Source organism: Actinacidiphila acididurans, from assembly GCF_016918855.1.
GTDB classification, from domain to species: domain Bacteria; phylum Actinomycetota; class Actinomycetes; order Streptomycetales; family Streptomycetaceae; genus Actinacidiphila; species Actinacidiphila acididurans.
In genome coordinates this window covers 595867-608032 of record NZ_JADKYB010000001.1, presented here as the reverse complement: position 1 = coordinate 608032, position 12166 = coordinate 595867, and the positions used below count along the sequence as shown (strand labels likewise).

General features: G+C 69.5%; 11 protein-coding genes. 7 read left to right on the top strand and 4 right to left on the bottom strand.

All coding sequences use genetic code 11. The features are described 5' to 3' along the window. The first annotated feature begins 410 nt into the window (after positions 1-410). From ITX44_RS02660 to ITX44_RS02635, 6 genes are all read left to right on the top strand, one after another. The gene (locus ITX44_RS02660) at positions 411-1097 is read left to right on the top strand and encodes a response regulator transcription factor (RefSeq protein WP_205355288.1); all 687 of its coding nucleotides are present in this window, start codon (positions 411-413) and stop codon (positions 1095-1097) included. A 58-nt stretch (positions 1098-1155) separates the two neighbouring features. After that, positions 1156-2769: an ABC transporter substrate-binding protein gene (locus tag ITX44_RS02655; RefSeq protein WP_205355287.1), complete on the top strand. Its 1614-nt coding sequence runs from the start codon at positions 1156-1158 to the stop codon at positions 2767-2769. A gap of 74 nt (positions 2770-2843) precedes the next feature. Further along, positions 2844-3800 (top strand): ABC transporter permease, encoded by a 957-nt coding sequence (locus tag ITX44_RS02650; RefSeq protein WP_205355419.1) that lies wholly within the window; start codon positions 2844-2846, stop codon positions 3798-3800. After that, positions 3797-4717 carry an ABC transporter permease gene (locus ITX44_RS02645; RefSeq protein ID WP_205355286.1) on the top strand — a complete coding sequence of 307 codons (921 nt, stop codon included), beginning with the start codon at positions 3797-3799 and terminating at the stop codon, positions 4715-4717. Before ITX44_RS02650 ends, ITX44_RS02645 begins: the two co-directional genes overlap by 4 nt. After that, entirely contained in the window at positions 4714-6408 is a 1695-nt protein-coding gene (locus tag ITX44_RS02640; protein WP_205355285.1) for a dipeptide ABC transporter ATP-binding protein, read from the top strand. The genes ITX44_RS02645 and ITX44_RS02640 overlap by 4 nt, the downstream gene beginning before the upstream one ends. Before the next feature lie 71 nt (positions 6409-6479). Next, the gene (locus ITX44_RS02635; RefSeq protein ID WP_205355284.1) at positions 6480-7013 is read left to right on the top strand and encodes a P-loop nucleotide/nucleoside kinase family protein; all 534 of its coding nucleotides are present in this window, start codon (positions 6480-6482) and stop codon (positions 7011-7013) included. A gap of 13 nt (positions 7014-7026) precedes the next feature. On the opposite strand, the gene ITX44_RS02630 is transcribed toward ITX44_RS02635, so the two are convergent. Continuing rightward, complete coding sequence (locus ITX44_RS02630) at positions 7027-7638, bottom strand: lytic polysaccharide monooxygenase auxiliary activity family 9 protein (protein ID WP_205355283.1); 612 nt, start codon at positions 7636-7638, stop codon at positions 7027-7029. Between the two features lie 248 nt (positions 7639-7886). On the opposite strand from ITX44_RS02630, the gene ITX44_RS02625 reads away from it, so the two are divergent. Further along, on the top strand, positions 7887-8849 hold the full coding sequence (locus ITX44_RS02625) for an oxidoreductase (RefSeq protein ID WP_205355282.1): 963 nt from the start codon (positions 7887-7889) through the stop codon (positions 8847-8849). Between the two features lie 70 nt (positions 8850-8919). Here ITX44_RS02625 and ITX44_RS42520 read toward each other — a convergent pair whose 3' ends face one another. From ITX44_RS42520 to ITX44_RS02610, 3 genes are read right to left on the bottom strand one after another with little or no spacing between them, the layout of a single operon-like run. Then, positions 8920-9807: a carbohydrate ABC transporter permease gene (locus ITX44_RS42520; protein ID WP_307795047.1), complete on the bottom strand. Its 888-nt coding sequence runs from the start codon at positions 9805-9807 to the stop codon at positions 8920-8922. Between the two features lie 12 nt (positions 9808-9819). Next, the gene (locus ITX44_RS02615; protein ID WP_205355281.1) at positions 9820-10782 is read right to left on the bottom strand and encodes a carbohydrate ABC transporter permease; all 963 of its coding nucleotides are present in this window, start codon (positions 10780-10782) and stop codon (positions 9820-9822) included. A 15-nt stretch (positions 10783-10797) separates the two neighbouring features. Further along, a complete protein-coding gene (locus ITX44_RS02610) occupies positions 10798-12126 on the bottom strand; it encodes an extracellular solute-binding protein (RefSeq protein ID WP_205355280.1) in 1329 nt (442 codons plus the stop codon). Positions 12127-12166: the final 40 nt, after the last annotated feature.

Genomic DNA, 12166 nt, shown 5'->3' with positions numbered 1-12166 from the left:
TTGACCGTGCACCGCGGCCCACAAGGGCCCGGAAAGGTTCGCCCAGGTCTCCGCCGGACCCGAATATCGTCCGCCACAACCCGTGCAGAACTCAAGCAAAAATGTAAAGGGTATCCGAAAGAACCCATCAAGGGAATGTCAAACACGCGCGAGCGGAACCTGACATTCCGGGGTCACGTGCACCTGTCGGGACCCGCTCCGGAAGGCCGCGGAAACTCAGGACTTCGTTAAGGGAAGTACAGGTTTCTTGACGCTTCTCCGCATCCCCTCGGCGCTCAACTGCACTCATGCGCAGGCGTTGCGGGAACCTTGCAGGAGTATGAAATGTCTCAGTGAACCTTTGACCAACGCCGGAGGGCCGCTAACCTGCGTAAGGAAATTCGAGCTGTTTTCACAGAAGCTTGGGGACCATGCGGGTACTGGTAGCTGATTCCGACACGGTCGGGGTCGACAGCCTGAGTGCCGAGTTGCATCGCCACGGATTTGACACCGAACAGTGCGGCACGGGAGCGGAGGCGTTGGAGAAGTATCCGAAGTTCGACTTCTTCCTGATCGACCTCGCGCTCCCCGACATCGACGGCCTGGAGGTGTGCCGCTTATTGAGAGTCGCGAGCGACATACCCATCATTGCTTTCACGGATCCCGGTACCCATCTCGACCGGATCCTGTCCCTGCAGGTCGGCTGCGACGACTGCATGGCGAAGCCATTCGGATTTCGTGAGCTCCTCGCGCGGATCGAGGCCGTCCTGCGGCGCTCGACGTCCCCTCCGACCGCCTACGGGCGATCGCAGGTGATCGTGATCGGCTCCCTGTGCATCGATCCGAACACCCGGGAGGCACGGCTCAACGGCCGGCTGATCCAGCTGACGCGCATCGAGTTCCGCCTGCTCGTCCACCTTGCCTCACACCCGCAGACCGTCTTCTCGCGTGCTCAGCTCATGGCCGACGTCTGGGACTACCCGGTCGACGGCCGGCCGCTGAGTGCCAGGGCCAGCCGCACCATCGACACGCACATCAGCGCGCTGCGCCAGAAGCTCGGCGACCCGAGCTGGATCGTCACACTCCGCGGGATCGGGTTCCGGATGGGACACGGCTGACCGTCCCATCCGTATCCGTCCACCCACGCACCACCTCTCGCCCGGAAAGGCCTTCCCCATGTCCGGCTCACGCCGCCCCCTCAGCCTGTTCACCACGGCCGTCGCCCTGTCTCTCGTGCTGGCCGCCTGCTCCTCGTCCTCATCGACGCCCTCGCCCGGAGCGGGCTCCTCCAGACCGCGCGCGGGCGGCCACCTGACCTTCGCGCTGGGATCGGACCCGCTCTGCGTCGACCCGCACCAGGCGGCCACCAACGACGCGGTCTACGCGGCCCGCGGCCTGGTGGACTCCCTCACCGACCAGGACCCGACGACGGGCAGGATCGTCCCCTGGCTCGCCAAGTCCTGGCAGGTCAGCCAGGACGCGTCGACCTTCACCTTCCACCTGCGCGACGGCGCGACCTTCAGCGACGGCACGCCCATCGACGCGCTGGCGGTCAAGGCGAACTTCGACGCCGTCGTGAAACTGGGAGCCAAGTCGATCTTCGGTTCCGGCTATCTCAGCGGCTACCGCGGCACGGAGGTCGTCGACGCCCACACCGCCAAGGTCGTCTTCGACCATCCCAACGCCCAGTTCCTCCAGGCCACGTCCACCACGACACTCGGCCTGCTGGGCCCCGCCAGCCTCGAGCGGTCGGCCGAGAGCCTGTGCACCGGGCCGCTGGTCGGCTCCGGGCCGTTCCTGCTGGACCGCTACACACCCGGCCGGTCGGTGGAACTGAGCCGGCGTGCGAACTACACGGGCGGCTCCTCCCTGTGGAAGCACACCGGCCCCGCGTACCTGAACGCCATCACCTTCACGGTCGTCCCGGAGTCCGGAGTGCGCACCGGCAGTCTTGAGTCCGGGCAGATCGACGCCATCGGCGGTGTCGCACCGCAGGACGAGGCCGGGCTCAAGGCGCAGGGCGAGAAACTGCTGGCCCGGTCCAATCCCGGTGTACCCGTCGCGCTGAGCGCCAACGCCGCACGACCCGAGGCCGGCGACATCGCCGTGCGCCGGGCGCTGGAGATCGCCGTCGACCGCAAGCAGGTGGTCGACACCATCTTGAGCAGCAGCTATCTCCCGGCCACCAGCTCGCTGTCCAGCACCACCGACGACTACCGGGACAACTCCGGGCTCCTCGCCCACGATCCCGCGCGCGCGGAACAGATCCTGGACGCGGCCGGCTGGACCCCCGGCCCCGACGGCATCCGCGTGAAGAACGGCGTGAAACTTGATCTCAAGGTCATCCTCGCGCCCAACTTCGGGCCCAACCAGTCCGTTCTGGAGCTCGTCCAGCAGCAGCTGAAGAAGGTCGGCATAGGCGTCACGCTCAGGATCCTGACCATCGCCGACTACCAGCAGGCCCAGAAGAGCGGCGACTACGACCTGGCGTGGGGCAACGGCACCAGGGCCGATCCCGACATCCTGCGCACGGCGTTCTCCAGCAAGCTGCTCAACCTCTCCCGCGTCCAGGACCCCGAGCTGGAGAAGCTGCTGGACGCGCAGTCCTCCGCGGCGGACCCGGCGAAGCGCGCCGAAGACGTCGCCGCCGCCCAGCGACGAGTGCTCGAACAGGCCTACCAGATCCCGGTGTTCGAGATGACCAGCGTGTACGCGCTGAGCGCCCGGGTGCACGACGTCAGCCTCGGCTCCTCCTCCCAGGTGCAGTTCCACGACGCCTGGCTCTCCTGACCGGTTCACCCGCCGTGCCCGCGCCGCCCCGGCGCACACCAGCCCTGTCCCGACCCGGCGTTCCGAAGGCGATGATGAGGCACTACCTCCTACGGCGGCTGTTCCAGGCCGTGTTCGTGCTGTGGGCCGCCTACACGGTGTCCTTCGGCGTGCTGTACCTGTTGCCCGGCGATCCGGCGACGATCATGGCCGCCGGAGGGGGCGACGCGACCACCGTCACCCGGGAACAGACCGACGCGCTGCGCCACCAGTACGGGCTCGACCAGCCGCTGGCCGAACAGTACGCCACGCGGCTCCTGCACGCCGTCCACGGCGACCTGGGCCGGTCCGTGCAAAGCGGTGTCCCGGTGACGCACCTGCTGCGGCAGGCCCTCCCGACGACGGCCCAACTCGCTGCCGGCGCCATGCTGCTGGCGCTGGTACTGGGCAGCGCCGTTGCGCTGCTGGGCAGTTCGACCCGGCGCAGATGGCTGCGACAGCTCCTGCTGTCGCTGCCGTCCCTGGGCGTGTCCGCACCGACCTTCTGGGTCGGTCTGGTGCTGGTACAGCTCCTGTCGTTCCACTGGCGGATCTTCCCGGCCTTCGGCGACGAGGGCTTCTCCGCACTGGTACTGCCGGCCGTCACGCTGGCGCTGCCGGCTGCCGCGCTGATCGCCCAGGTCTTCGCGAAGAGCCTGCGGACCGCGCTGGCCGAACCGTACATCCAGACGGCGCTGGCCAAGGGGGCGAGCCGGCGGCGGGTCCTCTTCGGGCACGCGGTGCGCAACGCGTCGATTCCGCCGCTCACGCTCGTCGGCATCATGGCCGGCAACGTCCTGGCCGGGGCCGTGGTCGTCGAGACCGTCTTCGCCCGGCCGGGGATCGGGCGCGAGACAGCGGCGGCCGTGACGGCCCAGGACATCCCCGTCGTCCAGGGGGTGGTCATCCTCGGGGCCGTCACGTTCGTCCTGACATCCCTCGCCGTCGACCTCGTCCATCCGCTGCTGGATCCGCGAATCATCACGACGACGAGGCCGGCGGTGGCGGCATGACCGGACTGAGCATTCCCGGCGCCGGCACTCCGCGCCCCGGCCAGGAGGTTCCGCCGGCCGCCGCCCCGGACCTGCCGGAGCGGCGTTCGCGGATCCCTCACCACGTCCGGTTCTGGCTGCTCCGGCCGGGCCTGGTGCTGTCCGTCCTCCTGATCGCGGGCGTCCTGCTGGCCGCCTTCTTCCCGGACCTGCTCACCTCGCGCGACCCCTTGGCCGCCGCTCCGCAGGACAAGCTCCTGCCCCCCGGCGCCGGCCACCCCTTCGGTACGGACCAGCTCGGCCGCGACCTGTTCGCCCGCGTGGTGCACGGCTCCTTCCTCACCCTTCAGGCGACCGTGCTCGCCGTGTCCGTCGGACTCCTCGTGGGCTCCCTGGCGGGCCTGCTGGCCGGTTATCGCGGGGGCGCCGTGGACGACGCGCTGATGCGGTTCACCGACGTCCTCCTGTCCATCCCCGGCCTGCTGCTCTCACTCGCGCTGGTGACGGCGCTGGGCTTCGGCACGGTCGAAGTCGCCCTCGCGGTCGGCGTGACCAGCGTGTCGACCTTCGCGAGGATCATGCGCGCCGAGGCGATGAAGATCGCGCGTTCCGCGTACGTCGAAGCCGCGCGGGCATCCGGCACCCGGTGGCCGGCCGTGCTGGTACGGCACGTGCTGCCGAACGCCGCCGGGCCCGTCCTGGTCTACGCGGCCGTCGACTTCGGCGCGGTCATCCTCCAGGTGTCGTCGCTCTCCTTCCTCGGCTACGGCGCACAGCCGCCCACCCCCGAATGGGGCTCGCTCGTCTCGGACGGCCGAAACTACCTCGCCACCGCCTGGTGGCTGACCACGCTGCCGGGGCTCGTCATAGCGGCCACCGTGCTGGCCGCGAACCGCATCGCCCGCGCCCTCGACGGTGACGACAGGGAGGCACGATGACCGGCGAACCGCTGCTGGACATCCGGGATCTGCGGATCTCGTACCGGACCCGGGCCGGCACAGTGCCCGCGGTACGCGGAATCGGCCTGTCCGTGCTGCCGGGCGAGGTCGTGGCGCTGGTCGGCGAATCGGGCTCCGGGAAGAGCACGGTGGCGCACGCGGTGACCGGCCTGCTGCCGCGCGGCGGCTCCGTCGACGCGGGCTCCATGACATTCGCGGGCGCGGACCTGGCCCGCGCCGACGAGAGCACCCTGCGCGGGCTGAGGGGCCGAACGATCGGCCTGATCCCGCAGGATCCGATGGTCTCGCTCAACCCTGTGCAGCGCGTCGGGCATCAGGTGGCCGAGCCCCTGATCATCCACCGGCTGGCCGACCGGCCGGCCGCACGCCGTCGGGCCGTGGAACTGCTCCAGGAGGCGGGGCTGGCCGAACCGGCCCAGGTCGCCCGCCAGTACCCCCACGAACTGTCCGGCGGCATGCGCCAACGGGTACTGATCGCCATCGCACTCGCCGCACGTCCCCGGCTGATCGTCGCCGACGAGCCCACGAGCGCGCTGGACGTGACCGTCCAGCGGAAGATCCTCGACCACATCGGGACGCTGACCCGCGAGAGGGGCATAGCGGTCCTGCTGATCACCCACGACCTCGGCGTCGCCGCGGACCGCGCGCACCGTGTCGCCGTCATGTCGCGCGGCGAGATCGTGGAGACCGGCCCGGTGCGGCAGGTCCTCGACTCGCCCCGTCACCCCTATACCCGAGGTCTGCTGGCTGCGGTCCCGGGCCTGGGCCACCCCGGGGCGGCACTCCGGGAGAACGGCGGTGCACCGCGCCCCCGGCCGGTACCCGCGGTCACCCCACTGGATGATCGGGACCTTTCAGCCGTGGCCGGGAATCCGGCGACCGCATCGGGGGATCTGGTCGTGGCCGAGGATCTGGTCAAGGAGTTCAGCGCCCGGCGAGGCGAACGGCGCACCGGGCGGAGGGCCGTCGACTCCGTCAGCCTGCGGATCCGACGCGGGGAGACGCTCGCCCTCGTCGGTGAGTCGGGATCGGGCAAGTCGACCACCGCGCGGATGCTCGTACGGCTCACGGACCCGACGTCCGGCCGCGTGATCTTCGACGGGCAGGACATCACCCACCTGGACGGCGGCGAACTGCGCCGTCTGCGCCGGCGGATGCAGGTGGTGCACCAGAGCCCCTACGCCTCCTTGTCCCCCCGCATGTCCATCGCCGAGATCGTCTCCGAGCCGCTGCGCGCCTTCCGGATCGGCACCCGCGCCGAACGCTCCCGACAGGCCACCGCCCTGCTCGACCAGGTACGCCTGCCCGCCGCGCTCCTGGGCCGGCGGCCGGCCGAGCTCTCCGGCGGCCAGCGGCAACGCGTCGCCATCGCTCGCGCACTGGCACTGGGCCCGGACCTGCTCGTGTGCGACGAGCCGGTTTCCGCCCTGGACGTGTCGTCACAGGCACAGATCCTCGACCTGCTCGTGGACCTCCAGAACGACCTGGGACTCGGCTGCCTCTTCATCTCGCACGATCTGGCGGTCGTGCGGCAGATCGCCTCCCGCGTCGGTGTGATGCACCAGGGAAAACTCCTCGAGACCGGCCCGGTCGAAAAGGTCTTCGCGTCACCCTTCCACGCCTACACCCAAGAACTCCTGGCCGCCGTGCCGGGTCGCTCCGCCCGGTGACGGACCCCCTCGGCGTCCCGGGAATCCACACCGGCCTCAACTCCTGGAGTCCGAGCGGGCAGCATGTCCATATGCTCATCGTCATCGGCGGACTGCCCGGCACTGGCAAGACGACACTGGCGCGGCTTCTGGCCGTGCGTCTCGCCGCAGTCCACCTACGTGTCGACACGATCGAACAGGCCATCGTGCGCTCCGGGCTGGCGCAGCACCCCGTCGGGGCGGCCGGCTACGTCGTCGGATACGCCCTGGCCGAGGAGCATCTGCGGCAGGGACTCACCGTGATCGCGGAATCGGTGAATCCGCTGGCCGTCACCCGCGACGGCTGGCACCACGCGGGCACCGAGGCAGCCGTCCCCGTCGTGGAGGTGGAAGTCGTCTGCTCGGACACGGACGAGCACCGAGACCGCGTAACCACGCGATCGATCGACATCCCCGACCTGCCGTTGCCCGACTGGCAGCAGGTCCTCGACCGCGAGTACGAGCCGTGGGACCGGGAACACATCGTCATCGACACGGCCGGACAAGCCCCGCGGGAATCACTCGCCTCACTGCTCCACCAGCTTGATCACCACCAGCGAGCTCCACACACCCCTGACCCGAAATGATTCCGGGCGGGGTCTACTGGCGGAAGTTCACGTCGATGACCTGGTAGAAGGCATGGCCGGTGTCGGCGACTTCCCACACGCCGAGGATCACGTGGTAGCCCGAACGCTCCGGTAGCCGGATCGTGTGCGGCTGGTCGAAGTGGGGGTCCTGGGACGGGTCCGGCATCTGCGGGTGCGGCGTGTCTCCGTGCGGCTTGTACGTCGCGAACGGCTCGGGCTCGAACTGGGCGCGGCTCAGCGGCGCCGCGGGGTCCCAGCCCTCCTTGGTCACGAAGTAGTTGTAACGGCGTGTCTTGTGCTTGGCCGAGAAGCTCCACTGGAACGGAACCTCGGCGCCCGACTGCAGATCGACCTTCGGCCAGTCGCGTACCTCGTCCAGCCTGACCGCGTCCGGCTCGCTTCCGCCACTGGCGATCCGCCCGTCCGGCGGTACCGGCTTGGGCCCGCTGCGAACGTCCGTCGGCGCGTCCGGGTCGGCCAGTCCGACCTGGGTCGCCGGAAAGAACTTGCCCGCTTCCAGAGCGTTGGCCGGCCAGCCGCCGCTGAACTCGATGTCCGCGCGGGAGCGCGGGTGCGTCATCCGCCCGTGCCGGGGAGCGGCCTCTGTGCGGTCCTCGATGGCCATGTCTTTCTCCGTTCGCCGCCGGTGCGCTGGGCAACGGTGATGTGCGCTCACGGCAGGGTTCAGAGCACGGCAGCAGAGCGCTGCCTTCTGCGGCCGCACCGGAGCACAAGGTCACCCTATGCTACATTCCGCGCAAGCGATATCTACGTAGTGTCACCGATTGGAGATCGGCGTGCCGCCGCCAATCCCACGAGACATCCCCTGATGCCTAACGGCTGGTGCGCTCCGCGCTTCCTACACTCGGGATCATGACCAGTACACAGAAGCCGATCGGCAGCGGATTCGGCGCCGCCAGCACCGCCCGAGAGGTACTGGACGGACTCGATCTGACCGGCCGGTTCGCCATCGTCACCGGCGGCTACTCCGGGGTCGGCCTCGAGGATGTCCGCGCACTGGCCGCCGCGGGCGCGACCGTGCTCGTTCCGGCCCGCCGCCCCGTCCAGGCCCGCCAGGAGCTGGCCAGGATGGAGCAGGTCGAAGTCGAGCGGCTCGACCTGTCCGATCTCGACTCCGTGCGGGCGTTCGCGGAACGGTTCCTCAAACGCGGCCGCAGCGTCGACTACCTGATCAACTGCGCGGGGGTGATGGCGCCACCGCTGACCCGCGTCGGCCTCGGCTGGGAGCTCCAGTTCGCCACCAACCACCTCGGCCACTTCGCGCTGACCAACCTGCTGTGGCCCGCGATCGTCGCCGACGGCGGGGCGAGGATCGTCTCGTTCTCCTCACGCGGCCACAAGTTCTCCGACATCCGGTGGGACGACCCGCACTTCGAGCGGGGCTACGACCGGTGGCAGGCCTACGGCCAGTCGAAGACGGCGAACATCCTGTTCGCCCTGCACCTCGACAAGCTCGCCGAGCCCTTCGGGGTCCGTGCGTTCTCGCTGAACCCCGGGGGCATCCGCACCAACCTCCAGCGCTACGTCGAGCCGGCGGACCAAGTGGCGCTCGGCTGGGTCGACCAGGACGGCAACGACCTGATCCAGTGGAAGTCGGCGCCGGCCGGGGCGGCGACGGCGGCCTGGGCAGCGACCGCACCCGCCCTCGACGGCATGGGCGGGGTCTACCTCGAGGACTGCGAGGTCGCGGAGATCGTCGACCCGCAGGCCCCGGACGCGATGCGCCGCGGCCTGCACCCGTGGGGAGCCGACCCGCAGTCCGCAGCCCGCCTGTGGACCATGTCGGCCGAGCTGACCGGGATCAACGCGTTCTGAGCCGCTGCGGCACCAGGTTCACGACCGCTCTCGTCCAACGCGGCGAGTTCCCTCCAGCGGCACACCTCCGCTACCGGATGCCAGTCGTCGCGATGCCCTGGGTGATCTGGCGCTGGAAGACGAGGAAGACCGCGATCAGGGGCAGGAAGCCGAGGACTGAGGAGGCCATCACCTCGGCGTACTGGATGTTGCTGTTGTTGACCAGGGAGGCCAGGCCGACGGGGATGGTCTGGGACTTGGTCTGGTTGAGGACCAGCAGCGGCCAGAGGAAGGCGTTCCAGGAGTTGATGAAGGTCAGGATGGCGACCGTGGCGGCGGCCGGGCGGCTGATGGGCATGCAGACCGAGGCGTAGACCCGCCACCAGCTCGCGCCGTCGATCCGGGCGGCCTCGATCAGCGGGGTCGGGATGCCGCGGAAGAAGGCATGGAAGACGAAGACCGACACCGGAGCCGCGATCGACGGCAGCACCAGCGCCCAGTAGGTTCCCAACAAGTGCAGCGAGCGGTACTCGATGAACTGCGGCAGCACCAGCGCCTCGGTGGGCAGCATCAGCCCGGCCGTGACCAGGGCGATGATCACACCCCGGCCGCGGAACCGCAGGAAGGCCAGGGCGAATCCGGCCATCGAGCAGAAGCCGACCGTGAACACGACCGCGAGGAGGGAGATCACCAGGCTGTTGAGGTACCACCAGCCGATCGGGTAGTGGTCCCACGCGTACGAGTACGCATGGAAGGACCAGCCCCCGGCGAAAGGCGACGTGGGATGCTGGGTGATCGACCCGTCCGAGCGCAGCGAGGTGGCCAGCGCCCAGAAGAACGGAACCAGCCAGATCAGCGCGAACAGGGTCAGGCAGGTCGCGCACAGCCGGTTGAAGAGCCTCGGCCCGTCGACCCCGGCCGCCTTCGTCGTCCCGCCGGCGCTCCGGCCCGGCGCGGTGGTGATGATGGTGGTGGTCACGCTGTCCTCCGCTCAGGCCGCGGTGCCGGCCGGGGCCGCGGTGTCGGCCGCGCGCCACCTGCGCAGCCCGTACCAGGCTGCCGAGACCGCGACGATGATGACGAAATAGACCATGGTGGCAGCGGCGCCGTAACCGCCGCGGTACGAGGTGAAGCCGGTGTCGTAGATGTACTCGATGACCGGCCGCGTGGACTGGTTGGGGCCGCCGCCGAGCAGCAGGTAGATCTGGTCGAAGACCTTCAGGGAGGCCAGGATCTGCAGAATCAGCACCAGGCTGGTGGTGGGGGCCAGCAACGGAACGGTGATCGTACGGATCTGCTGCCAGGGGCCCGCGCCGTCGATGGCCGCCGCCTCGTACACATCGGTCGGTATGTCCTGCAGCGCGGCGGTGTAGAGCACGAAGTTGAAGCCGAAGGTCCACCACAGGGTCATCAGCGTCACCGCGGTCCAGCCGCCGGAGGTGCTGCCGATGAAGTCCGGCACAGGCAGGCCCAGACCGCTGAACACCTTGGTGAACAGGCCGACCTGCGGTGTGTACATCCACAGGAAGATCAGCGCGACCACGGACGACGGCACCACGTAGGGCGCGAAGAACGCGATCCGGTAGAAGACCCGGCCGCGACGCATCCGGCTCGCCAGTACGGCCGCCGCCAGCGCCAGGACCACCAGGGGCGGGGTGGTGAACAGGGTGAACAGCACGGAGTGCCACATCGCGTCCCAGAACAGCGGGTCCCGGCACACCTTCGTGTAGTTGGACAGCCCCACCCAGCCGCCCAGCCCGCTCTTGACCGTGGTGGTGTTGAAGAAGCTCAGGACGATGCCGACCACCAGCGGGCCGACCAGGAAGAGCAGATAGACGATGAGGAAGGGGGCGCTGAGCAGCAGCCCGGCCCGGCGCCCGGAGTCCGCGGGCCGGTCGGGCGCGGTATCGGCGACCGGTTCGGGGACCGATCGCGTCGCGACGGCGGTCGTCATGGGTGGGTCAGCCTCCTACTTCATCGTGACCGGAGGTCGCGTCGTGGTGTACCGCTTCAGGTCCGAGCGCATCGCGGCGACGGCGTTCTTGGGGCTGGTCCGCCCGGCGAGGGCCTCGATGATCGTGGCGCCCACGGTGTTCTGGAAGTCCGACCCGGCGCCCGTGTACCAGGCCGGCGGGTCGTAATGCGCGTCGAACGCCGCCTGTACGTAGTTGCGCTGCGGGGTCTGGTCCAGGAACGCCTTGCTGGTTTGCGTCGGCAGCCACGCCGGTATGTGACCGCCGCCCGCCCACACCGCGCTGTCGTCCAGCAGGCTCTTGATGAACCGCGCCGCGTTCGCGGTACGGGCCGCCGAGCGCCGCGGGTTGTGCGGGACGACCAGCGCGTGCGAGTCCGCGTACGCCACCGGCTTCGGGCCGAGCAGCGCGGGGAACGGCACGACGTTGAAGCGCAGGTCCTTGACCAGGCGGTACGAGGGGATCTGCCACTCGCCGTCGAACAGGAAGCCGGCTTTGCCGGTGCTGAACAGCGCGTTGGCGCCGGAGCCGTTCAGCTCGCTGGGCATCAGGCCGCCGTTGGTGAGGCTCTGCAGGAAGGCGAACGTCTCGCGCATCGCCTCGTCGTCGACGGAGACCTTGGTGCCGGCGTCGCTGACCACCGGTCCGGCCAGGCCCGAGTAGACCATGCTGAACCAGCGCCATGCGGTGGACGGGTCGGCGGTGATCGACATCACGGCGCCGTAGTGGCCGCTGGCGTCCTTCATCGCCTTGACCGCGTCGGTGAAGTCGGCGCCGCCCTTCATGTCCTTCAGGCCGTCGCCCGCGGCATTGAGCAGGCCGGCCTTGCGGGCCAGGTCCACGTTGTAGAAGAGCACGAAGGGGTGGGTGTCCAGCGGCACCGCGTACACCGTGCCGTTCACGCCGGCCTTCTGCCAGGCCGCGGGAGTGAAACGGTCGGCGGTCACGCCCAGCTCCATGACACCGGTACGGGACACCGGCTCCAGCAGGCCGGCCGCGGCCAGCAGCGGCAGCCGCGACAGGTGCGCGATGCCGACATCCGGGGGCGTACCGCTCGCGGTGGCCAGCGCGAGCTTGGTGTAGTACGGGTTCCCCCAGCCCAGGATGGTGGCCTCGACGGTCACCCCCCGGTGCGCCTTCCGGAAGTCCTGCTCCATCTGCACCATGTTGGCGCCGTCACCGCCGGTGAACAGGTTCCAGAAGATGACGTCCGCGGTGTCCGGCTGCGCACCGGCCAGGCCGGAGGCCAGCGGGGAGGAGCATGCCGCCAGTCCCGCGCTCAGTGCCGCACCCGCGCCGAGGCCGAGGAACCGTCGACGCGCCATCGCGCCGCTCATTGGGCATTCACCTCGTTAATTCGGTGTG

Excerpts from the sequence above, each read along its gene's own strand:
- ITX44_RS02625 (WP_205355282.1), top strand. The coding sequence starts at position 7,887 with ATGACCAGTACACAGAAGCCGATCGGCAGCGGATTCGGCGCCGCCAGC.
- ITX44_RS02650 (WP_205355419.1), top strand. The coding sequence starts at position 2,844 with ATGAGGCACTACCTCCTACGGCGGCTGTTCCAGGCCGTGTTCGTGCTG.
- ITX44_RS02630 (WP_205355283.1), bottom strand. The coding sequence starts at position 7,638 with ATGGCCATCGAGGACCGCACAGAGGCCGCTCCCCGGCACGGGCGGATG.
- ITX44_RS02640 (WP_205355285.1), top strand. The coding sequence starts at position 4,714 with ATGACCGGCGAACCGCTGCTGGACATCCGGGATCTGCGGATCTCGTAC.
- ITX44_RS02645 (WP_205355286.1), top strand. The coding sequence starts at position 3,797 with ATGACCGGACTGAGCATTCCCGGCGCCGGCACTCCGCGCCCCGGCCAG.
- ITX44_RS02610 (WP_205355280.1), bottom strand. The coding sequence starts at position 12,126 with ATGGCGCGTCGACGGTTCCTCGGCCTCGGCGCGGGTGCGGCACTGAGC.
- ITX44_RS02635 (WP_205355284.1), top strand. The coding sequence starts at position 6,480 with ATGCTCATCGTCATCGGCGGACTGCCCGGCACTGGCAAGACGACACTG.
- ITX44_RS02660 (WP_205355288.1), top strand. The coding sequence starts at position 411 with ATGCGGGTACTGGTAGCTGATTCCGACACGGTCGGGGTCGACAGCCTG.
- ITX44_RS02655 (WP_205355287.1), top strand. The coding sequence starts at position 1,156 with ATGTCCGGCTCACGCCGCCCCCTCAGCCTGTTCACCACGGCCGTCGCC.
- ITX44_RS02615 (WP_205355281.1), bottom strand. The coding sequence starts at position 10,782 with ATGACGACCGCCGTCGCGACGCGATCGGTCCCCGAACCGGTCGCCGAT.